Raw genomic sequence first — 21,008 nt, forward strand, 5'->3', positions numbered from 1 at the left:
CGTGTCCTTCCTCAAGCCCCGAGCTAGTTGGGGAATTCCATTATGCCGAAGCGTTCGCGCGGTGTGCCGGTCCGTGGCCCCGGGTATCGGGCAAGCGGGCCGATCGCGATGAGCGTGGCGAAGAGCAGTCCAATTTCGATGTGGTAGACGACTCCGTAGCCGGCCGAGACCTGGTCGAAGACCGAGCCTTGCGCGGCAAGGTGCATGACGCCGTCGCGGATAAGGCCGCCGGCGGCGATTCCGAGCCCCATGGAGGTGGCCTGCACCGCGCCCCAAGCGCCAAGCGCAATACCACTGTCGCCATTGTCGGAAAGGTCCATGGCAGCGGTCAGCATGCTGACCGCAAAAAGGCCACCACCGAGCCCGATCAATGCCGTGCCGAGACGGAAGATCAGGGCGGATTCCAGCGGTGCCGCGATGATGACGAGCGAGAAGGCCGGAACACCGACCAGCGCGCCGATGGCCGCGAGGCGATAGGCGTTGAAGCCCGATGACAAAAGACGCGCAGCGATGGCGAGACCGACCAGCGTACCGGTTGCGAGAATGGCCGTGAGCATCGTCGTGGCGCCGACCGGCAAGGCCAGCACCTGCCCGCCATAGGGCTCGAGCAGCACATCCTGCATGGAAAATGCAACCGTTCCCAATGCCAGCGCGGCGAGAAGTCGTCCCGAGCGTCCAGACGCCATGTACGACGCCCAGGCTTCGGCAAAGGCCGGGCGCGGGCGGTCATGGCGGGTGCGTGCCGGATCACGGCCCTCCTGCTTCCAGAGGGCGATCACGTTCAGCGCCATCGTGACCATCGCGGCGCCCTGCACGACTTGGATCAGCCGGAGATGCGAATAGTCGGCGAGCAGGGCGGAGAAGACGATCGCGGAGATGAGCATGCCGACCAAGAGGAAAACATAAAGCAGCGCGACGACCCGCGGCCGGTTTTTCGGTTCTGCGAGATCGCAGGCAAGTGCGAGGCCTGCGGTCTGCGTCATGTGCATGCCGGCGCCCACCAGCAGGAACGCGAGCGCGGCGCCGATTTGCCCGCCCAGCGGCCCGTAGTGGCCATCACCCGAAAGCAGCAGGAGCGCGAAAGGCATGATGGCCAGGCCGCCGAACTGAAGCAGCGTGCCCATCCAGATGAAGGGAACCCGGCGCCAGCCGAGATAGGAGCGATAGGTATCGGAGCGGTGGCCCATGAGCGCACGAAGGGGCGCGGCCACGATCGGCAGCGCCACCATGAGCGCAACCAACGCCGCCGGCACGTTGAGCTCGACGATCATGACGCGGTTCAAGGTGCCGGTCAGCAGCACCATGGCCATGCCGACGGAAACCTGAAAAAGCGAAAGGCGAAGCAGGCGTGCAAGCGGCAGCCCGGGGCTCGCGGCATCGGCAAACGGTAGGAAGCGCGTTCCCACCGAGCGCCAAAGCAACGCCATGCCCGTTTTCTGGCTGCGCGCAGTGCTCATCGCCGCATCAACTCCAGAAGTTCGGAGGTGTAGAAGCCATGGCTGATGCGGTGGCGGCCATAGGCCTGCCAGTCGATCAGCGCCGGTGCGCCGGCGATCTGTGCGACGATGGCTTCCGGCGACGTCGGCGTGACGGAAGGCGCACGGTTGCGCCTGGGAAACAGCCGGCCGGTCAGGTGCATCGCGGCGAGCAGCGGCGTGCGCGGCACATAGGTGAAGAGCAGTGTGTGGCGTGTGCGGGCGCCGAGCCCTGCCAGTGCCTCCACGGCATCCGGCGTGCTGTAGTGAATGAGCGAATCCATCGCCACCACGGCGTCGAACGGACCGAGCCCGCTGTCCAGCATGTCGCCATGACGGAACTCGATTGCGCCGTCACGACAATCGGCCGGAAGGTTCTCTTGCGCGTAGGCGATCGTTTCGGGCGAAAGGTCGACGCCGACCACGCTTGCACCGCGCCGCGCCAGAGCGATGCTGATTGCGCCGGTGCCGCAGCCTGCATCCAGGATGCGCCAGCCCTGCAAGTCGGAAGGCAGGCGCGAGAGGATCGTCTCCCGCATCTGGCTGCGGCCTTCGCGCACGCTGTCGCGAATGCGGCCAAGCGGCGAGCCCCCGGCGAAACGCTTCCAGGCTTCGAGCGCGGTCGAGTCGAAATAGGTGCGGACCTCGTCGCGCCGGGCTTTGTAGGTCGGGCTCTCCATCACTCGAACCCCAGGAAATCGAAGATGTCCCGATCCTTCATCGGCTGCGCATCGAATTCCCGATTGTCGGAAAGCAGCGTGCGGGCGAGCGCCATGTATTCGGCGCGGGCGCGCTCCACTTCCGGCGTCAGGTCCATTTCGAACAGCGTCGACTTCTTCAGTCGCGAGCGTCTGACCGCGTCGAGATCCGGGATGTGCGCGAGCCGTTCCAGGCCGACGGCCGCGTTGAAACGATCGATCTCGTCGGTCGCGTGGGATCGGTTGGCAATCACGCCTCCCAGACGCACATTGTAGTTCTTGGACTTGGCTTTGATCGCCGCGATGATGCGGTTCATCGCGAATATGGAGTCGAAGTCGTTGGCGGCCACGACAAGCGCGCGTTCCGCATGTTGCAGAGGCGATGCAAAGCCGCCGCAGACGACGTCGCCGAGAACGTCGAAGATGACGATGTCGGTGTTTTCCAGGAGATGATGCTCTTTCAGGAGCTTCACCGTCTGGCCCACCACATAGCCGCCGCAGCCCGTGCCGGCTGGCGGTCCGCCGGCCTCGATGCAGCGCACGCCGTTGTAGCCTTCGAAGACGAAGTCTTCCGGCCGCAATTCCTCGGTGTGAAAATTTACCTCTTCCAGGATGTCGATGACGGTCGGGATCAGCGACTTCGTGAGGGTGAACGTCGAATCGTGCTTGGGATCGCAACCGATCTGCAGAACGCGCTTGCCGAGCAGCGAAAACGCCACCGACAGGTTCGACGAGGTCGTCGACTTGCCGATGCCGCCCTTGCCGTAGATGGCGAAAACCTTTGCCGTTTCGATCTTCAGGTCGGGATCGAGGTGAACCTGGACGCTGCCTTCTCCGTCCCCGCGGCCCTTGAGGTCTGGTCGTGTATAGACGTTCATGCTGCGGCCTCCACCGATATGCCTTCGAGACGGTCCTCGAGCTCGTCATTCGCCTCGAGCAAGGCGTCGAGTGTTTCGGCGTCCGGCTGCCAGTAACGGCGCTCATGGGCCTCGATCAGCCGACCGGCGAGACGCGCAGAAGCCTGCGGGTTGAGTTCGGCCATGCGGCGACGCATGGCCTCATCCAGCACGAATGTCTCTGTGATGTTCTGGTAGATCCAAGGCGCGACCTGGCCGGTTGTGGCCGACCAGCCGAGCGTGTTCGTCACGTGGCTCTCGATCTGGCGCACGCCTTCGTAGCCGTGATCGAGCAGCGCCTCGTAGAATTTGGGATTCAGCGTGCGGGTGCGGGTTTCGATCGCGACCTGCTCTGCGAGGGTGCGCACCTTGCCGGCGCCGCGGGTCTGGTCACCCACATAGACCGGAACGTCCGTGCCGCTCGCACGCTTCACCGCACGGCTGATGCCGCCGAGCGTATCGAAATAATGGTCGACCGTGGTGACGCCGAGCTCGACCGATTCCAGGTTCTGATAGGCGGCGTCGACACCGGCCAGGATATCGCCGAGAAGTTCCGCCTGACGCACCGGCTTGCCGTCCACGCCGTAGGCGAAACATTTGCGGCGCTGATAGGCTTCGGCCAGTTCGTCCTCGCCGTCCCAGGCCCCGCTGTCGATCAGCTGATTGACATTGGACCCATAGGTGCCTGCCGCGTTGGAAAAGACGCGCAGTGCCGCGGTCTCCAGCAAACAGCCCGATTGCTCCACATAGCGGGTCGCGTGCTTGCGTACGAAATTCATGTGGAGCGGCTCATCGGCGGCGGCAGCCAACTGGCAGGCTTCCGCGAGAAGCTTCGTCTGCAGCGGCAGGAGGTCGCGGAAGATACCGGAGAGCGTCATGACCACGTCGATGCGCGGGCGGCCGAGTTTTTCAAGCGGGATGAGATCTGCGCCTGCGAGCCGGCCATAGCCGTCAAAGCGGGGGGATGCACCGATGAGCGCCAGCGCCTGGCCGATCGGGCCGCCTTCGCTCTTGATGTTGTCGGTGCCCCACAGCACCAGCGCAATGGATTCCGGCAGTTGGCCTGTATCGGCCATGTGGCGGGCCAGCAGCTTGTCTGCCTGTTCGCGGCCATCGGCGCAGGCAAAGGCGCTGGGGAGCCGGAAGGGATCGAAGCCATGAATGTTGCGGCCGGTCGGTAAAATTTCAGGCGTGCGAACGACATCGCCGCCGGCAACCGGGCGGATGAAGCGGGCATCGAGCGCTGCGATCAGGCCGGTGAGCTCGCTGTCGGTCGAAAGATGCCCGTTCGCCGTGGCCAGGCGTTCGGCGAGAATGAGTTGCGCGCCGGTTGGGGCGATGCCGTGCTCCTTGAGAGCAAGAGAGGGGTTGGCGCCATTCGCGATCATGTCGATCACTTCGGGTGGCAGCGCAGTCTGCTGATCGGCCTCGGCGATTGCCTTGAGAAGATCCACGCGCTCAGATGCGGTGATCGGCTCACCGGCCACATGCATGCCGTGCGGTATGAGCGTTGCTTCCAGGTCAGCGAGATCGCGCATGAGTGCCGCGATTTCATCGCTGCCAGCCCCGTCGAACACGGCATCGTCGGCGACGAGATCGAGTGCGGCTGCCTGCGTGCGGATCAACTGGGCCAACGCGACACGTTCGCGATGCGCGGCTGGAGGGGTGGCGCGCCAGCGATCGATCGCCGATTTCAGATCGACCATGCCGCGATAGAGGCCGGCCTTGGTGACGGGTGGGGTCAGGTAGCTGACGAGCGTCGCACCGGAGCGGCGCTTGGCGAGTGTGCCTTCCGACGGGTTGTTCGCGGCATAGAAATAGATGTTCGGTGCGCTGCCGATGAGGCGATCCGGCCAGCAATCTCCGGAAAGCCCGGCTTGTTTGCCCGGCATGAATTCGAGTGCGCCGTGGGTGCCGAAATGCAGGATGGCATCCGACGCGAAATCCTCGCGCAGATATCGGTAAAAGGCGGAAAATGCATGGGTCGGTGCGAAGCTGCGTTCAAACAGCAACCGCATCGGGTCGCCCTCGTAGCCGAACCCCGGCTGGATGGTGATCAGGATATTGCCGAAGCGCTCACCGAGGATCTGGATGTTCTGGCCATCGGTCAGATCGCGGCCTGGTGCCGGGCCCCACTGCCGCTCGATCTCTTCCAGATGCGGTTCGCGCCGCACATGGTCTTCGGCCGAAATGCGTGCGGTGACGTTGGCCGGTGTACCGAACCGTGCTGCATTTCCTTCGAGCACAGCCTTGCGCAGCGCGTTGGCATTTTCGGGAAGAGCGACGTCATAGCCTTCCGCCTGCATGCGCTTCAACGTGTTGAAGAGCGAGCGGAAGACGGAGAGATAGGCAGCCGTGCCCGTGGCGCCGGCATTTGGCGGGAAATTGAAGAGCACGATCGCTACCTTGCGATCAGCGCGCTTCGAACGGCGCAGATGGACGAGACGCTCAACCCTTGCAGCCAGCATCGCAACGCGCTCCGGCTCCGGCTGCATGTCGCGTCCGCCAGCAGAACCTGCCCGGCCGCCATAGATCATGTGGCCACCCGCGCCGTCGATTTCCGGAAGAGCGACCATCATGGTTGTTTCCACCGGTGTCAGGCCCTCGCCCGAGCGGTGCCATTGGTCCAGACCCTGGAACTCGATGGCACAGGCTGAGAGATACGGCACGTCGAGGCGGGCAAGAAGCGTCTGCGCGGCGTGCGAGTCGTTATAGGCGGGCCCCCCGATCAGGGAAAAACCGGTGAGGGAGACCACGGCATCGACGCGCGGCCGATCGTCACCCAGGAAAAATCGCTCCACGGCCTGGCCGGCATCGAGACCGGCAGAAAAAGCCGGCACGACGTTGAGGCCACGCGCTTCCATGGCGCGGATGACCGCATCGTAATGGGCGGTGTTTCCGGCCAGCACGTAGGAGCGCATGATGATGAGGCCGACGGTGCCGCCGTTACCAGCCTTGCGCGGCAGTGCATCGGCGCGGTCGCTTACGCGTGTTTGGAGGTCCGGATGGTAGACGCCGATTTCGGGATATTCCGTGGGCGCTTCGGCGGCAACCGCTGCGCGCAGGACGGCGCGGTTACCCCTGGCGTAACGGCCGACGAGATAACGCACCATGTTGGCGATGTTCTCGTCGGAACCCGCGAGCATGTATTGCAACGTCAGGAAATACGCGCGCAGGTCCTGCGCCTTGCCCGGAATGAAGCGCAGGATGCGCGGCAGCTGTTTGAGCATGCGCACCTGCTGACGCCCGGCCTGCTGGCCTGACTTAGAGGCGCCGCGCAGGCGCTTCAAAAGTCCGATGATGCCGCCGGTCGGGTTGTTCATGGCGAAATCGCCAAGCCGCGTTACCTTCACCACCTCACCGGCGGACAGACAGCCGACGATGGCATCACAATGATCGCGCCGCGCCGTCAGCCACGGCAGCACGGTGCGGATGTGCTCTTCCATGAAGATCATGTTGGCGATGACGATGTCGGCGCAGGCGATATCGTCGCGGCAGCGATCGGCGGCGAGCGGATCGTCGCCCCATTCGGCCACCGAATGCAGGGTCAGGCGAAGCCCGGGAAGCTCCGGCGCAAGAAGCCGTGCCGCACGCTCGACCGCGCTCGCCATGTGACTGTCGAGCGTCACGATGGTCACGGCGATCGGCGTGGTCTCACCGGCTGTAATGCGCTTTTGCATCGTAGAGCGTCTCGATTGTGATGGTGGACAGACCGTGGTCTGTGGCGAAACGTTCTGTGTTGCGGCGTGCCTTTCCGCGGACAAAAAAGGGAATTTTCTTCAGTTCGCTTTCGGCGTCCTGCGCCCAAGCGGGCGCGCCTGGAGGGACGATCTGCGGTGCTTCCGGCTCGCTGGTCTTCTGGCTTGCAGGAGCCAGGTGCGAAGGGTTGGCCCCGTCGTGAAACTCGAAATCGTCGCGAAACATGCCGAGAAGGTGTTCTTCCAGGCCCATCATCAGCGGGTGGACCCAGCTGTCAAAGATGACGTTTGCGCCCTCCGGCCCCATCTGCGGCGAGTAACGCGCGGGGAAATCCTGCACATGCACCGGTGATGAGATGACCGCACAGGGCACCTTCAGCCTTTTGGCGACATGGCGCTCCATCTGCGTGCCGAGCACGAGTTCCGGCTGCGCCGCGATGATGGCATCCTCGACTTCCAGATGATCGTCGGTGATCAGTGCTTCCAGGCCGTAGGTCTTCGCGGCAGCACGGACGTCGCGGGCAAATTCGCGCGTGTAGGAGCCGAGACCGCAAACGGTGAAGCCGAGCTCGTCGCGGGCAATGCGGGCCGCGGCAATGGCATGCGTCGCATCTCCGAAGATGAAGACGCGCTTGCCGGTGAGATAATTGCTGTCGATCGAGGCGGCGTACCAGGGTGCGCGCGACTGGATCTTGGCGAGCGCAGCTTCGACATCGAGACCTGCCAGTTGCGCCACTTCTGCAACGAAATCGCGGCAAGCGCCGCTGCCGATGGGAACCGTCTTCGTGAAGGGCTGGCCGTGACGCTCCTTCAGAAAACTCGCGCTCGTCGCGGCGATCTCGGGGTAGAGCACGACGTTGAAAGCCGCCTGCGGAAGCCGGGTCAAATCGTGCGCGGAGGCGCCGAGCGGGGCGACCACATTGACCGTTACACCGATCGAGACCAGCAGCTGGCAGATCTCCTCGACGTCGTCGCGATGGCGGAAGCCAAGCGCCGTGGGGCCCAAAATGTTGCAACTGGCCGGGTTGCGGCCCTCGGGCGTCGGGCCAGCGGCGAAGCTGCGCACGAGGCGATAGAAGGTTTCCGCCGCGCCCCAGTTTTCCTTCTTCTGGTAGGAAGGCAGTTCCAGCGCCACGACGGGAATGGAAAGACCGAGAGCCGCGGCAAGCCCGCCTGGATCGTCCTGCAGCAGTTCTGCCGTGCAGGAAGCGCCAACAATCATGGCGTCCGGCTTGAAGCGCGCTTCGGCGTCGGCGCAGGCGGTCTTGAAGATCGCTGCGGTGTCGGCACCGAGATCGCGCGCCTGAAAGGTGGTGTAGGTCACCGGCGGACGCTTGGCGTCGCGCTCAATCATCGTGAACAGCAGATCGGCATAGGTGTCGCCCTGCGGCGCATGCAGCACGTAATGAAGCCCGCGCATGGCGGTTGCGATCCGCATCGCGCCGACATGGGGTGGCCCTTCATATGTCCACATCGCGAGCTGCATTACGCTCTCCCGGTCTGAAGAAGCGCGCGACGGCGCAAGGGGCGGATGAACAGCTCGGCGAGATCGCCGGCCTGGTCGTAGCCCTGAATAGGGGTGAAGACGAGCTCGATCGACCATTTGGTCGCGAACCCTTCCGCCTCGAGCGGATTAGCAAGGCCCATGCCGCAAACTGTGAGATCCGGCGCAGCATCGCGCAGCCGATCGAGCTGGCGGTCGACATCCTGGCCTTCGCTGAGCGTCACATCGGTTGGCAGAAGGTCAAGTTCGGCGGACAGGTGCTGGCGGTTGAGGAACGGCGTTCCGACTTCGATCGGCACCATGCCTGCTTCGCGCGACAGAACGCGGGCCAGGGCTGGTTCCAGCTGTGAATCCGGGAACAGGAAGAGCGTCTTGCCCTCAAGTTCGGAGCGGGCGCGCGTCATCGCGATGCGGGCGCGATCGCGTCCCGGCCGGGTTATGGCCTCGAACCGGCCGGGATCGACGCCGAATGCGTCTGCCGCAGCCTGAAGCCAGGCGGTCGTGCCTTCTTCGCCGAGCGGAAACAGCGGATGCAGCAGCTGACAACCGCGAGACTGCAGGAGACGGGCGGTTTCGGTGAGATAGGGCTGCGCCAGAAGCACCGTGGTCGACGGGCCGATGGACGGCATGACCGTGCTTTCGCGCATGGGCAGAAAATCGACCTGCTCAATACCAAGCGCGGTGAAGATGCGGCGGAACTGGTCTTCCACCACGTCCGCCAGGCAGCCGGCGACGAGCAGGCGCGGTTTGGCGTTCTGTTCCTGCGCGGGCAGGGCCGCCACGAGGCTTGCGAGGAACCGGTCCTCGCCTTCGGTGAACGTCGTCTCTATGCCGCTGCCGGTATAAGTGAGGAAGCGAACGCCGTCGTGTTGGCCGCGGGCCTGCAGCCGTTCGGCCGCCTTGGAAAGATCGAGCTTGATCACTTCCGAAGGGCAGGAGCCGACGAGCACGATCATCCGGATCTCCGGGCGCCGCGCCACGACGCGGGCAACGATGCGGTCCAGCTCGTCATGCAGGTCGGCCATGCCGGCGAGGTCGCGATCCTCGATGATCGCCGTTGCAAACCGGGGCTCGGCAAAGATCATCACGCCGGCGGCAGACTGCATGAGGTGGGCGCATGTCCGCGATCCGACGATTAGGAAGAATGCGTCCTGCAGCTTGCGGTGCAGCCAGATGATGGAGGTGAGGCCACAGAAGACTTCACGTTGACCTCGTTCGCGCAACAGGGGCGCAGGCAAGGTAGAAGGTGTTGCGGGTGCGGCTGTCCGGTCGAGCACGGTGGTCATGACGCTGCGCCTCCTGCATAGGAGGCAGCGGTCGCGTCGTCACTGCGTGAAAGCCGGGCCTGCCGCAGCTTCACGATGAACTGGGCGGCGTTGATGACATAGGTTGCGTAGGCGGCCACCGCCAACCAGAGAAGCTGTGTGGTCTCCAGTGCGCCTGAAAGAAGCGCCGCGAGATAGGCGGTATGAAGCGCCAGCACCACCATCGAGAACATGTCTTCCCAGAAGAAGGCGGGTGCGAAGAGGTAGCGACCGAACACGACCTTCTCCCAGATCGAGCCGGTGATCATGATCGCGTAGAGAAGCAAGGTCTTGACGACGACGGATGCGTGGGCTGCCGTCGCTTCCCCGCCGGTTGCGAGATAGCGCGCAATCAAGAGGGCGGAGACGACGAAGGCGAGGAACTGTATCGGCGCAAGGATCCCCTGAACCAGGGTCCACACGGTCCGGTCCCGGCGGGCGCGCTCTTCAACCGTATAAAGCGCTACGCACTGCCTGGTACTCGATCCCGCCATGCGCCTTGCCTCCTGCTGCACTGAACTGCAGCTGTTGAATGGAGAGTACCGCCGCGCAAAGGCATGTGTCAACTAAACATGACGTACATCTAGATTTACAATGGGCTGCAATTGGGTCATGCTCCAATGACACTGATGATGTGCCGGCGCCGGAGCGACCGACGCCCTTCTTTGGTGCCCGATCAACACCAGTCATGGCGATGGGGTCGTCGAGCGAGGTGGCCCATGAGCGATACTGCACATCGTATCCAAGCGGTCGGCTTGAACGGTCGGCCTGCCGATTACCTGCGGCAGATCGGTGCGCAACGCCCATTTGCGCCGCTGCTGCCTATCGATGACATGATGATTGCGGCTTTTACCGAAACGTTGCGGGCGCCCGGCTTCTGGGCGTGCGAGCGTGCGGTGGACATTTTGCGCGACAGGTTGCAACGGCGACAAACCATTCAGGATGCGGTGTTTGCACCAGCCGCGCGGCTTGCGGGTGCCTATTGGTCCAGCGATGTCTGGTCGTTTCTCGACGTCACGGTCGCTGTCTCAAGATTGAAGCGTCTGCTCGTGCAGGAAGTTCGGCAGCGCCATCGACCGCCCAATGTCGGCGCCCGCTCCATCCTGCTTTCCGCGGCGCCGGGTGAGACGCATGATTTCGGCCTTCATTACGTGGCGCTGGCATTCGAGCGTGCCGGTTACGCCGTCGACTTGCGCACGGGAGCCGACGAGGCCGAACTCATGACGGCACTGGTTATGCACAGATACGATCTGGTAGGGCTGTCTCTGTCTGCCGAATGCTTGCTCGACAGGTTGACATTGTTTATCGGGAACGTGCGTAACAGGGAGAAGACCCGGGACGTTTTATTCCTCGTCGGAGGTAATGCGTTCGTCAGTCGCCCAGAGTACGCCGTTGGTGTCGGTGCGGACTTCTTGGCGACGGATCCCGACACGGCGGTTTTTCTTGCGCAGCTGCGATTGGGATCGCATGTGGGGCGGGAGCAAGCTTTGGTGCGGTAGGTAAAGGAACTGGACGGCCTTGATGGACCATCAACCTGCCGACGAATTCAGTCGCTCCTTTGCGAGCCAGCAGTCCCTGCTGGGTGATCTCGGCCCGGCTGCTATCTTGGCGATCGCTCAGACCGCATCCGACATCACGCTCGTGCTGAACGCCGATGGCACCGTCATCGACGTCGCCTATCGCGACCGCGATCTGTCGAAATACAGGCCGGAATCCTGGATCGGCCGGCTTTTCGCAGAGACCGTGACGCTCGAAAGCCTCGAAAAGGTCGAGGCGCTGCTTGCCGATGCGGCGCGCAATTCACGCACGCGAGCGCGGCAGGTCAATCATCCGGCTCTCGGTTTTCCTGACCTGCCCGTGTCTTATGCGCTTTTGAGCTTCCCGGATCAGAAAATCCATCTCGCTCTCGGCTCGGATCTGCGCAGCGTCGCGCAAATGCAGCAGAGACTCGTGGCAGCGCAGATCGAGATGGAGCGCGACTATCGCCGGCTGCGGGATGCGGAAGCCCGGTATCGCGTGCTGTTTCAGGCGGAGGATGAAGGGCTGGTCGCCCTCGACGGCACAAGCCTGCGCATCATCGATGCCAATGAAGCTGCGGGTCGGCTGTTCGGGCGCCCGGTTGCCAAGCTCATCGGCATGTCCTCGGTCCAGCTGCTGGCTACAAGCGAGCCCGCCGAACTGGCGGCGACGCTTGCCGACGTGCGTGCGCGTGGGGTTTCGGAGCAGATCGTCGTCGATGCCGCCGATGGTATCGGCACTCTCACTCTCTCCATCGTACCGTTTCGCCTTGCAGGGGCGGTGGAACTGCTGATCCGTATCAAGCCGAGCGGAGGCCCATTGGCCGGCGAGGCTTATGGCAAGGATTTCTTCAGCGGCCTGCCCGATGGCCATGTGGTGACCGATCGGCAGGGTGTCGTGCTGGAGGCGAACCCTGCCTTCCTCGATCTCATTCGGGTGCTGAGCCCGGAGCGGGTGGTGGGCAAGTCGCTCGATAACTGGCTTGGCGTTACGGGCGTGGACGTGCAGATCATTCTGTCCAACCTGCGAGAGCACCGGGTCGTCAGCAGGTTTCAGACGATCCTGCGCGATGGTTTTGGCGGGCGGCACGATGTTGAATTGTCGGCCGGACAGATCGACGAGGCTGGCGGCACGTTCGGATTTTCGATCAGGGAAGTTGCGGCTGTTGCTGCCGATGTCGTGCGCACGGCCGGCGAGGGCGGCTTGCCCTATCAGGTGGAGCAATTTGCGGACCTAGTCGGGCGCGTTCCCCTCAAGGATCTCGTTCGGGACACGTCCGATATTATCGAGAAAATGTGTATCGAATCCGCGCTTCGCCTCACGGGCAACAATCGTGCATCGGCTGCCGAAATGCTGGGCTTGAGCCGCCAGAGCCTCTACATCAAGCTGCGTCGCTACAATCTCGCGGACTTTACCGGCGAAGAGTGATGTCAATTTAAATTGACAGTATGACCCGTCAGTCGTAGCTTTTGCTATGGCTCAATTTGCGACCGCGCATCCAAATCCTGCCTACCCCTCGCTTTCCGCGACGATCGCGCTGTTGAAGCCGATCACGTGGTTCGCGCCTATGTGGGCGTTTGGCTGCGGGGTTGTTGCATCCGGCGTGCCGCTGCAGGAGCGCTGGGTCGCCATCGTTCTCGGCATTCTCCTCGCCGGTCCGCTCGTCTGTGGCGCAAGCCAGGCGGCCAATGACTGGTACGATCGGTTCGTCGATGCGATCAACGAGCCGCACCGGGTGGTGCCGTCCGGGCGCATGCCGGGACGCTGGGCGTTCTACATTGCGGCCATAGCCAGCGTCATTTCGCTCTGGATCGGCTTTTTGCTTGGCCCCTGGGTGCTGGGCGCAACCGTGGTGGGCCTCGTTCTTGCCTGGATCTACAGCGCCCCGCCGCTGCGCTTGAAGCGCAATGGCTGGCTCGGCGCCGCCGCGGTCGGTCTGTGCTACGAAGGTCTGCCCTGGTTCACGGCTGCGGCTGCGGCGCTTGGCGGCTATCCGGGCCACAAGACGCTGATCATCGCGCTGCTCTACAGTATCGGCGCGCACGGGATCATGACGCTGAACGATTTCAAGGCTGTCGAGGGCGATCGGCGCATGGGGCTCGCGTCCCTGCCGGTGACGCTCGGAACCGATCGAGCCTGCCGGGTCGCCTGCTTCTTCATGGCTGCGGCGCAAATTGCCGTGGTGGCTCTGCTCATTGTTTGGGGCGCGCCAGTGCATGCCGCCATCGTTGCGGCCCTGATCGTGGTGCAGCTTGGCCTCATGCGCCGGCTTCTCGCCGATCCGGAAGGACGTGCAGCCTGGTACAACGCAACCGGCACGACGCTCTACGTTCTCGGCATGCTCGCTGCGGCATTTGCGCTTCGCGGCCTTCAGGGCGGGCTTTGACGATGGGCGATGCGAGGCAAAGCAATGCCCATGGCGCGCTTGGCTGGATCGATATCCTCCGGCTGGGCCTTGTGCAGGCCTCGCTCGGCGCCATTGCGGTGCTTTCAACGTCGACGCTGAACCGGGTGATGGTCGTTGAGCTGGCGCTGGCGGCCATCGTGCCCGGGATCCTCGTGACGCTTCATTATGCCGTGCAGATCACGCGGCCGCTTTGGGGCCATGGATCCGATATCGGCGGTCGGCGCACATCGTGGATTCTCGGCGGCCTCGCGCTTGCCGGCCTCGGCAGTGTTGGTGCGGCCGCTGCAAGCGCTGTGATGGCGACGAATTTCGCGCTGGGCATGGCACTCGCGGTGGTCGACTTCATTTTGATCGGGATCGGCATCGGTGCTGCCGGCACCTCGCTGCTGGCGCTTCTGGCCACGAATACGGCAGCACCCCGCCGCGCGGGAGCCGCCACGCTCGTCTGGCTGATGATGATTGCAGGAATGGCGATTACGTCCATTGCTGCGGGCGCCTTTCTCGATCCCTTCACGCCGGGGCGGCTCGTCGTCGTCACCGCGATCGTCAGTGCCGCCGCGCTGGCGTTGGCCGGCCTGTCGCTTGCCGGCATCGAAGGCAGATTGCGTCGCAATTCCCAGCTTGCACCCGAGCAGGTGGTGGCAAAGGTGTCCTTTCGTGAAAGCCTGGCCGATGCCTGGGCCGACCGGCAGGCGCGTCGCTTCACCATCTTCGTCTTTCTGTCGATGCTCGCCTTCAGTGCGCAGGATCTCATCCTGGAGCCCTATGCGGGCCTGGTTTTCGCCATGACGCCCGGTGAAACCACTACGCTTTCCGGGATCCAGAGTGGCGGTGTCTTCATCGGCATGCTTCTGGTGGGCCTTCTCGGCAGCAGCCTTGGCCGCACGCGCCCAGGCGTTTTGAAGATCTTCACGGTCGCTGGCTGTATCGCTTCGGCCATGGCGCTTGCTCTGCTCGGGGCATCCTCTCAGAGCCATGGCGCATGGCCGCTGACGGCCAATGTGTTTGCGCTCGGTTTTGCCAATGGCGTGTTCGCGGTTGCTGCGATCGGCTCCATGATGGCGCTTGCCGGTGCTGCCAACGGACCGGGTGAGCGGCCGCGCGAAGGCATGCGCATGGGGCTGTGGGGCGCAGCACAGGCGATTGCCTTCGGGCTCGGCGGATTTGCGGGCACGATCGTCGTCGACATCGCGCGTGCCGTTCTTCCCGTCGAAGAGGCTTACGCGCTGGTGTTCATGATCGAAGCCGGTCTCTTCCTGATTGCCGCCGCCGTCGCTCTCGCAATCGCCATGCCGTCCTCGGCAAGGCCCCGCGCGACGACCTCGCCTTCACCAGATGTTCTGCAACCCGCGGAGTAAGCCATGAGCCCTGCCGAATACGACGTTGCCATTATCGGTGGAGGCCCGGCGGGAGCGACTGCCGCATATGAGCTCGCCAAGTCCGGCGCCAGCGTTCTGCTGCTTGATCGGGAAGGGCGGCCCAAGCCCTGTGGTGGCGCCGTGCCGCCCCGGCTGATCGAGGATTTCGAGATTCCGCCGGAGCAGATCGTGGCGCGGGTCGCCACGGCGCGGATCATATCGCCCAAGTCGCAAGCGGTCGAAATGACGATCGACGGCCATCGCCGCCGTGCCGGCACATCCTATGTTGGCATGGTCGATCGCGGAAAATTCGATCGCTGGTTGAGACAGCGCGCTGAAGCCGCCGGTGCCGATTTGAAGCGAGGCACGTTCGAACACGTGGAAGAACGAGATGGTGGCGGCTTCGCCCTTGACTACCGCGATGCGCAAGGCGCGCGGGTTTCGTGTCGGTCGCGTCTCGTCATCGGCGCGGATGGGGCAAATTCAGCCGTGCGGCGGCAGATGTTTTCACCCGCCGCGCGGCCGCCCTACGTATTTGCCTATCACGAGATCGTTCGTTCGCCCGAAAGCGGAGACTTCGACAAGTCGCGGTGCGACGTCGTTTATGATGGTGCAATATCGCCGGACTTCTACGGCTGGGTATTTCCGCACGGGCCGGTCATCAGCGTGGGCGTCGGTAGTGCCAGAAAGGGCTTCGATCTGAAGGCTGCGACCAGCGAATTGCGGCGCAGGTCCGGCCTTGGAGATGCGGACGTCGTGCGGCGGGAAGGCGCGCCGCTGCCGCTCTATCCATTGAAGCGCTTCGACAATGGCCGCGGCGTTCTCCTGATCGGCGATGCCGCCGGCGTCGTGGCGCCGTCTTCCGGCGAGGGAATATATTACGCCATGTGCAGCGGCGAACTGGCGGGCCGATCCGCTCTGGAAACACTGCGGACCAACGATGTCCGCGCGCTAAAAAGCGTCCGGCACGAATTCTCCCGTATGCATGGCCGGACTTTTTTCATCCTGCGCATGATGCAGTATTTCTGGTACTCGAGCGACGGCCGCCGCGAGCGCTTCGTGTCCATGTGCCGCGATCCCGACGTCCAGAAGCTGACCTGGGAATCCTATCTCGACAAAAAGATCGTGCGGCGCGAGCCGATGGCGCATTTGCGCGTCTTTCTGAAGGACATGTCGCATCTGATGGGCATCGCCAAGGCATGATGGCCTGGCTCCTGGAGGGAGGCGGCGTGGCGCTCCTCGCCCTGGCCGTCCTTTCTGCGGAAACGGTGTTGCTTGCTCGACCGGCGTTTCGCCTGAGCCGAAAGGCAGGGATCGGCTATGTTGCTACCTCGCTCTCGGGCATCTTTCTCATTCTCGCCGTCTACCAGGTGGCGGTTGCCGGGTTGGACGCCGCAGTCCTCGTGCTTCTGACGCTCGCTTTTGTCAGTCACCTGACCGATCTTTGGGCCAGGTTCCGCTAGCCGATGGGGTATGATGACTGCCGTCGGACCGTCACGCACGAGGGCGATCGGAACTTCCGACATCGCGCACCATTGGGTGCAAGAATTGCCTTCATCCGGAGCCAGTCAGGTCCATGGCACTCGCAGTTTTCGTCATTCTCGTCCTTGCCGCCGCTTCCACTGGGGCGATCTTCAAGCCCGGCCCCTGGTACGAGAAACTCGACAAGCCTTCCTGGACGCCGCCGAACATCGCCTTTCCGCTCGTCTGGTCGATCCTCTACGTCATGATCGCGGCGGCGGGCTGGCTGGTCTGGCGCGAGGCCGGCTGGTCGCTGCCGATCATTCTGTGGGGCGCGCAGCTCATCTTGAATGCGGCCTGGTCCTGGCTGTTCTTCGGCCGACGGCGCATGGATCTGGCGCTGATGGAGGTCAGTGTGCTCTGGTTCGCGATCGCAGGCTTTATTGTCACATCATGGTCTGTGTCTTCAACCGCATCCCTTCTCTTCGTGCCCTATCTCGTCTGGGTTTCAATCGCAGCCGCGCTGAACCGATCGGTGCTCAATCGCAACCCTCACGCACAATCGCATGCCGCGTGAGCGGTGAACCGATATTCGGCGTTGACCGTATCCGACGGGCTGACTAGCAAAAGAGGAGGGAAAGCGCTGTCTCGGCGGCGCAGGGCTTCCTGCCCATTCAGAGGAACGACCATTTCATGACGATGAAACTTGCTGTTGCGCTTGCCACTGCTTTTGCCGGACTCTCGACATCGATCGCTCTTGCGGCCGATGCGACCATGGGCGCGGTCCCGATGGGACAGGATCCCGTGATCCAGGAAAGCGGTGGTTTGCCTTTCGGCATCGTCGCCGGTGCCTATGCGTTCGTTTCGCCGGTATACGAAGGCTCGGATGAATACCGCGTCATCGGTTTCCCGATCGTCTATCCGCGCTTTTATGGCGATGGACCTGGTCTCGGTGACCGCTTCACGCTCCGTGGACTCGACGATGTCCGCTTTGCTGTCATCCAGCATCAGGGTTTCGAATTCGGCCCGCTCGCCGGCTATACGTTCGGTCGCGACCAGGATGACGCCGATCTCATCAACGGTATCGGCGATGTCGATGGCGGCCTCATCGTCGGCGGTTATGCCGGCTACAAGTTCGAACCGTTCTTCATCGATGCCGCCTTCGCCACGCAGGTGACCGGCCAGGATGACGCCGGGTACCAGATCAAGGTTGCGGCAGGCGTCGATCACACGATCACCGACCGGCTGGACATGACCGCGACGCTCTCCACGGCCTACGCGTCGGACGACTACATGGACACCTACTTCTCGGTCACTCCAGCGCAGGCGGCTTCATCCGTTGCGGGGCTTGCACCTTATGATGCCGATGGTGGTTTCAAGAACGTGGCGCTCGATCTCGCCTTCGACTACCGGCTGACAGAGCGCGCGACGTTTACGGGCAGCGTCGGCTACTCGCGCCTCATCGGCGATGCGGCAGACAGCTCGATCACCGCTTCGGAAAACCAGTTCCGCGGTGGCGTCGGCCTCACCTATACGTTCGGCCGCATTCAGTAAGCTCGACGCCTTCTCTCTCAGCGATCGATCGCCGCCCCGTCCAATAGCGGGGAGGCATCGATCGCATGAGCGTTCAGCATCGTTGCGACGCGCTCGAGCGATGAGACGATCATCGCCTGTTCCCAGCTCTCCAGTGCCTCGAAGCGCTGAGAAAACAATTCCTGAAGCGCGTCGGGAGCCGTTTCCATCGCCTGGCGGCCTTCAGGCGTCAAGCTAATCCAGATCTGTCGCCGGTCGCTTTCACCCCGAATGCGTGTCGCGAAGCCGCGCCGTTCTAGTTTGTCGATCAAAGACGTCACGGTCGCCTGGCTGATCCGAGCCCGTGCCGCAATATCCTTCGGCGTCGTCTCGCCGGCCTCCCCAATGATCTGCATTAGAACTCTTTGCGCGGCAGTCAGTCCGGTACTGCGCGATAGTGCCCGGGCGTGCTGATCCGTTGCCTTGAGAATGCGCCGCAGCGCTACGAGGCTCGCATGCGTTCGCTCGTGCATTTCCTTAGCCTTTCGAAGGGGTATTCGAACATCGTTTGTCTTTAAAGCGTGCAATGCATTTCGTCTATCGAACGAATTCAGGATCGGCTTTTGTAGAATGCCATTCGCCAAGACGCTCAATCATCCGAGAAAAAAGATCATTATTCCTTGGAACCCCAGCTCTCCTGTAAAAAATGCCTGAAATGCGGCGTGATCGTTGAATCGATCTGTGGGTGCTGTATATTTCGGCTATCAAATAAATAAGACCAAGGCGGACGGGACAATGACACATCAGACGATCGAACTTTCGGGGCACCGCAAGCGGCCGGTTGACGGCGTCAGCTTTCGCAAGCCGAAAAAGAGCGATGGCGCCGACGTGTGGCGACTGATCGCGGGCACCGGTAAGCTCGATGAGAATTCCATGTACTGCAATCTTCTGCAGTGCGATCATTTCGCGGACACCTGCATCATTGCGGAACTGAACGGAGAAATCGTCGGCTGGATTTCGGGTTATATCCAGCCTGATGCATCAGACACCTTCTTCGTCTGGCAGGTTGCGGTGTCGGAAAAGGCCCGGGGGCGGGGGATTGCCAAGCGCATGTTGACCGAACTGATGCGCCGCAAGGAATGCGCCGACATCGAGCGCGTGCAGACGACGATTACTAAGGACAATGACGCGAGCTGGGCGCTGTTCCGCTCGTTCGCCAAGCAGTCAGGCGCCGAGCTGCAGGATCGGCCCTATTTCCGCGAAGACGAGCATTTCGACGGCGAACACGACACCGAGCACATGGTGACGATCACCTTCCAAGATAGCGTACGCATCGCTTTCGCTGCCTGATCAGTTCTCCATTTCACCCTTTGAGACTTTCACCAATCCAGACACTGGAGTGGCACTATGACGACTATGACCATGACCGATAAAACCATCTATGAACGTCGCGAGTCCGAAGCGCGCAGCTACTGCCGCAGCTTCCCGAACGTCTTTTCATCGGCCCGCAACTCGGTGCTGCGCGACGAGAGTGGCCGCGACTATATCGACTTTCTCGCCGGCTGCTCCTCGCTGAATTACGGCCACAACGATCCGGACATGAAGGCGGCGCTGGTCGATTACATTACGAGCGATGGCGTGACTCATGGCCTCGACATGCACACGTCTTCGAAGTCGGCTTTCCTGAAAGCTTTTGAAGAGATCATTCTCGAACCGCGTGGCCTTGACTACAAAGTGCAGCTCACGGGCCCAACCGGTGCTAACGCCGTTGAGGCAGCCATGAAGCTCGCCCGTAAGGTGACCGGCCGCACGAACATCGTTTCCTTCACAAATGGCTTTCACGGCGTGACCATGGGTGCGCTGGCTGCCACTGGAAACGGCTATCACCGCGGCGGCGCATCGGCACCGCTCTCGAACGTGCAGCGCGTGCCCTTCGATGCTTATCATGGCGACGGGATCGACACGGCGCAGATGCTGGAAAAGATGCTCGACGATCCGTCCAGCGGCATCGATACACCCGCCGCAATCATGCTCGAGACCGTTCAGGGCGAGGGCGGCCTCAACGCCGCTTCTGCTGAGTGGGTGAAGCGCATCGAAGAAATCGCTCGCGCCCATGGCGCGTTGCTGATCATCGACGACATCCAGGCCGGCTGCGGCCGGACAGGTACGTTCTTCTCGTTCGAGGAAATGGGTGTGTCGCCCGATATCGTCACCATGGCGAAATCGTTTTCCGGGTTCGGACTGCCGTTTGCGGCCGTGCTGATCAAGCCGGAGCACGACATCTGGGGCCCGGCCGAGCACAACGGCACGTTTCGCGGCAACAACCATGCCTTCGTCACGGCACGTGTCGCTCTGGAAAAATTCTGGAAGGGCGATGCCTTCCAGCAGGACGTCCAGGCAAAGGGCGACTATCTCAAGGAGCGCCTTGAGGCCATCGCCGTCATGGTGCCGGGTGCCCGCCTCAAGGGGCGTGGAATGATGCGCGGTGTGGATGTTGGAACCGGCGAGGTTGCTGGTGAGATCTGCAAACGCTGTTTCCAGCAGGGCCTCATCATCGAAACGTCCGGCGCACATGATGAGGTCGTGAAGATCCTCGCGCCGCTGACGATCGAGCAGGAGCTGCTGGCCAAGGGCCTCGATATCCTGGAGGCTGCGGTTGCCGAAAAATTCTCGGCGCACAAGATGGCGGCTGAATAGCCGCCTCTCCACCGCACCTGCCCAAGAAGACTTAAAAAAAGGACTATCACATGATCGTCAGAGATCTGCACACCGCAAAGAACACCGAGCGCCGCGTGGATTCAGAGGGCTGGAATTCGGTTCGCCTTCTGCTTGCCGGCGACAATATGGGCTTCAGCTTCCACATCACCACGATCTACGCGGGCGGTGAGCTGCAGTTTCATTACAAGAACCATTTCGAGAGCGTCTATTGCATCTCGGGTGAGGGCTCCATCGAAGATTTGGCGACAGGCGAGGTTCACGAAATTCGCCCGGGCGTCATGTACGCGCTCAATGATCATGACCAGCACATCCTGCGCGGCAAGACCGAGATGGTCATGGCCTGCGTATTCAACCCGCCGGTGACGGGGAACGAGGTTCACCGGGCGGACGGTTCCTATGCGAGCGCAGACGAGCATCAGCAGGCAGCCGCGGGCTGAACGCCAGCTGTCGCCTCGCCTG

Annotated in this window: 19 protein-coding genes; 11 read left to right on the forward strand and 8 right to left on the reverse strand. The window is 62.7% G+C overall.

Annotation, left to right across the window (positions count from 1 at the left end; translation table 11 throughout):
• Nucleotides 1–23: 23 nt before the first annotated feature.
• From QQL76_RS01010 to bchF, 7 genes are read right to left on the reverse strand one after another with little or no spacing between them, the layout of a single operon-like run.
• On the reverse strand, nucleotides 24–1,457 hold the full coding sequence (locus tag QQL76_RS01010; protein ID WP_499205985.1) for a BCD family MFS transporter: 1,434 nt from the start codon (nucleotides 1,455–1,457) through the stop codon (nucleotides 24–26).
• Nucleotides 1,454–2,155, reverse strand: a complete 702-nt coding sequence (gene bchM, locus QQL76_RS01015; RefSeq protein WP_499205986.1) for a class I SAM-dependent methyltransferase — start codon at nucleotides 2,153–2,155, stop codon at nucleotides 1,454–1,456. The genes QQL76_RS01010 and bchM overlap by 4 nt, the downstream gene beginning before the upstream one ends.
• Complete coding sequence (gene bchL / locus QQL76_RS01020) at nucleotides 2,155–3,051, reverse strand: ferredoxin:protochlorophyllide reductase (ATP-dependent) iron-sulfur ATP-binding protein (protein WP_499205987.1); 897 nt, start codon at nucleotides 3,049–3,051, stop codon at nucleotides 2,155–2,157. Before bchL ends, bchM begins: the two co-directional genes overlap by 1 nt.
• Nucleotides 3,048–6,749, reverse strand: a complete 3,702-nt coding sequence (locus QQL76_RS01025) for a magnesium chelatase subunit H (protein WP_499205988.1) — start codon at nucleotides 6,747–6,749, stop codon at nucleotides 3,048–3,050. Before QQL76_RS01025 ends, bchL begins: the two co-directional genes overlap by 4 nt.
• The gene (bchB, locus tag QQL76_RS01030) at nucleotides 6,724–8,253 is read right to left on the reverse strand and encodes a ferredoxin:protochlorophyllide reductase (ATP-dependent) subunit B (protein WP_499205989.1); all 1,530 of its coding nucleotides are present in this window, start codon (nucleotides 8,251–8,253) and stop codon (nucleotides 6,724–6,726) included. Before bchB ends, QQL76_RS01025 begins: the two co-directional genes overlap by 26 nt.
• Nucleotides 8,253–9,557, reverse strand: a complete 1,305-nt coding sequence (locus QQL76_RS01035; protein WP_499205990.1) for a ferredoxin:protochlorophyllide reductase (ATP-dependent) subunit N — start codon at nucleotides 9,555–9,557, stop codon at nucleotides 8,253–8,255. Before QQL76_RS01035 ends, bchB begins: the two co-directional genes overlap by 1 nt.
• The gene (gene bchF / locus QQL76_RS01040) at nucleotides 9,554–10,069 is read right to left on the reverse strand and encodes a 2-vinyl bacteriochlorophyllide hydratase (protein WP_499205991.1); all 516 of its coding nucleotides are present in this window, start codon (nucleotides 10,067–10,069) and stop codon (nucleotides 9,554–9,556) included. The genes QQL76_RS01035 and bchF overlap by 4 nt, the downstream gene beginning before the upstream one ends.
• 225 nt (nucleotides 10,070–10,294) lie before the next feature.
• Between bchF and QQL76_RS01045 the strand changes: the two genes are divergently transcribed.
• The 8 genes from QQL76_RS01045 (at nucleotide 10,295) to QQL76_RS01080 (ending at nucleotide 17,873) form a co-directional block, all read left to right on the forward strand.
• Nucleotides 10,295–11,074: a cobalamin B12-binding domain-containing protein gene (locus QQL76_RS01045; RefSeq protein WP_499205992.1), complete on the forward strand. Its 780-nt coding sequence runs from the start codon at nucleotides 10,295–10,297 to the stop codon at nucleotides 11,072–11,074.
• A 22-nt stretch (nucleotides 11,075–11,096) separates the two neighbouring features.
• Nucleotides 11,097–12,521 carry a transcriptional regulator PpsR gene (gene ppsR / locus QQL76_RS01050; RefSeq protein WP_499205993.1) on the forward strand — a complete coding sequence of 475 codons (1,425 nt, stop codon included), beginning with the start codon at nucleotides 11,097–11,099 and terminating at the stop codon, nucleotides 12,519–12,521.
• 46 nt (nucleotides 12,522–12,567) lie between these two features.
• Entirely contained in the window at nucleotides 12,568–13,479 is a 912-nt protein-coding gene (gene chlG, locus QQL76_RS01055) for a UbiA prenyltransferase family protein (protein WP_499205994.1), read from the forward strand.
• 2 nt (nucleotides 13,480–13,481) lie between these two features.
• Entirely contained in the window at nucleotides 13,482–14,858 is a 1,377-nt protein-coding gene (locus QQL76_RS01060; RefSeq protein WP_499205995.1) for a BCD family MFS transporter, read from the forward strand.
• Between the two features lie 3 nt (nucleotides 14,859–14,861).
• Nucleotides 14,862–16,061, forward strand: coding sequence for a Rossmann-fold NAD(P)-binding domain-containing protein (locus QQL76_RS01065; protein ID WP_499205996.1), 1,200 nt, complete (start codon nucleotides 14,862–14,864; stop codon nucleotides 16,059–16,061).
• On the forward strand, nucleotides 16,058–16,321 hold the full coding sequence (locus QQL76_RS01070) for a hypothetical protein (RefSeq protein ID WP_499205997.1): 264 nt from the start codon (nucleotides 16,058–16,060) through the stop codon (nucleotides 16,319–16,321). Before QQL76_RS01065 ends, QQL76_RS01070 begins: the two co-directional genes overlap by 4 nt.
• A gap of 113 nt (nucleotides 16,322–16,434) precedes the next feature.
• A complete protein-coding gene (locus QQL76_RS01075; RefSeq protein ID WP_499205998.1) occupies nucleotides 16,435–16,896 on the forward strand; it encodes a TspO/MBR family protein in 462 nt (153 codons plus the stop codon).
• Between the two features lie 116 nt (nucleotides 16,897–17,012).
• Nucleotides 17,013–17,873 (forward strand): MipA/OmpV family protein, encoded by an 861-nt coding sequence (locus tag QQL76_RS01080; protein ID WP_499205999.1) that lies wholly within the window; start codon nucleotides 17,013–17,015, stop codon nucleotides 17,871–17,873.
• Between the two features lie 17 nt (nucleotides 17,874–17,890).
• Here QQL76_RS01080 and QQL76_RS01085 read toward each other — a convergent pair whose 3' ends face one another.
• A complete protein-coding gene (locus tag QQL76_RS01085; protein WP_499206000.1) occupies nucleotides 17,891–18,475 on the reverse strand; it encodes a MarR family winged helix-turn-helix transcriptional regulator in 585 nt (194 codons plus the stop codon).
• 151 nt (nucleotides 18,476–18,626) lie between these two features.
• On the opposite strand from QQL76_RS01085, the gene ectA reads away from it, so the two are divergent.
• The 3 genes from ectA to QQL76_RS01100 are packed head-to-tail and all read left to right on the forward strand — an operon-like array spanning nucleotide 18,627 to nucleotide 20,986.
• A complete protein-coding gene (gene ectA / locus QQL76_RS01090; protein WP_499206001.1) occupies nucleotides 18,627–19,181 on the forward strand; it encodes a GNAT family protein in 555 nt (184 codons plus the stop codon).
• Between the two features lie 57 nt (nucleotides 19,182–19,238).
• On the forward strand, nucleotides 19,239–20,528 hold the full coding sequence (gene ectB / locus QQL76_RS01095) for a diaminobutyrate--2-oxoglutarate transaminase (protein ID WP_499206002.1): 1,290 nt from the start codon (nucleotides 19,239–19,241) through the stop codon (nucleotides 20,526–20,528).
• A 50-nt stretch (nucleotides 20,529–20,578) separates the two neighbouring features.
• Nucleotides 20,579–20,986: an ectoine synthase gene (locus QQL76_RS01100; RefSeq protein ID WP_499206003.1), complete on the forward strand. Its 408-nt coding sequence runs from the start codon at nucleotides 20,579–20,581 to the stop codon at nucleotides 20,984–20,986.
• Nucleotides 20,987–21,008 lie beyond the last annotated feature (22 nt).

Origin of the sequence: Rhizobium albus (genome assembly GCA_030160035.1) — a bacterium.
Lineage (GTDB): Bacteria > Pseudomonadota > Alphaproteobacteria > Rhizobiales > Rhizobiaceae > Georhizobium > Georhizobium albus.

Coding starts and splice junctions, on each gene's coding strand:
- QQL76_RS01010 (WP_499205985.1), bottom strand. CDS start 1,457: ATGAGCACTGCGCGCAGCCAGAAAACGGGCATGGCGTTGCTTTGGCGC.
- bchM (WP_499205986.1), bottom strand. CDS start 2,155: ATGGAGAGCCCGACCTACAAAGCCCGGCGCGACGAGGTCCGCACCTAT.
- bchL (WP_499205987.1), bottom strand. CDS start 3,051: ATGAACGTCTATACACGACCAGACCTCAAGGGCCGCGGGGACGGAGAA.
- QQL76_RS01025 (WP_499205988.1), bottom strand. CDS start 6,749: ATGCAAAAGCGCATTACAGCCGGTGAGACCACGCCGATCGCCGTGACC.
- bchB (WP_499205989.1), bottom strand. CDS start 8,253: ATGCAGCTCGCGATGTGGACATATGAAGGGCCACCCCATGTCGGCGCG.
- QQL76_RS01035 (WP_499205990.1), bottom strand. CDS start 9,557: ATGACCACCGTGCTCGACCGGACAGCCGCACCCGCAACACCTTCTACC.
- bchF (WP_499205991.1), bottom strand. CDS start 10,069: ATGGCGGGATCGAGTACCAGGCAGTGCGTAGCGCTTTATACGGTTGAA.
- QQL76_RS01045 (WP_499205992.1), top strand. CDS start 10,295: ATGAGCGATACTGCACATCGTATCCAAGCGGTCGGCTTGAACGGTCGG.
- ppsR (WP_499205993.1), top strand. CDS start 11,097: ATGGACCATCAACCTGCCGACGAATTCAGTCGCTCCTTTGCGAGCCAG.
- chlG (WP_499205994.1), top strand. CDS start 12,568: ATGGCTCAATTTGCGACCGCGCATCCAAATCCTGCCTACCCCTCGCTT.
- QQL76_RS01060 (WP_499205995.1), top strand. CDS start 13,482: ATGGGCGATGCGAGGCAAAGCAATGCCCATGGCGCGCTTGGCTGGATC.
- QQL76_RS01065 (WP_499205996.1), top strand. CDS start 14,862: ATGAGCCCTGCCGAATACGACGTTGCCATTATCGGTGGAGGCCCGGCG.
- QQL76_RS01070 (WP_499205997.1), top strand. CDS start 16,058: ATGATGGCCTGGCTCCTGGAGGGAGGCGGCGTGGCGCTCCTCGCCCTG.
- QQL76_RS01075 (WP_499205998.1), top strand. CDS start 16,435: ATGGCACTCGCAGTTTTCGTCATTCTCGTCCTTGCCGCCGCTTCCACT.
- QQL76_RS01080 (WP_499205999.1), top strand. CDS start 17,013: ATGACGATGAAACTTGCTGTTGCGCTTGCCACTGCTTTTGCCGGACTC.
- ectA (WP_499206001.1), top strand. CDS start 18,627: ATGACACATCAGACGATCGAACTTTCGGGGCACCGCAAGCGGCCGGTT.
- ectB (WP_499206002.1), top strand. CDS start 19,239: ATGACGACTATGACCATGACCGATAAAACCATCTATGAACGTCGCGAG.
- QQL76_RS01100 (WP_499206003.1), top strand. CDS start 20,579: ATGATCGTCAGAGATCTGCACACCGCAAAGAACACCGAGCGCCGCGTG.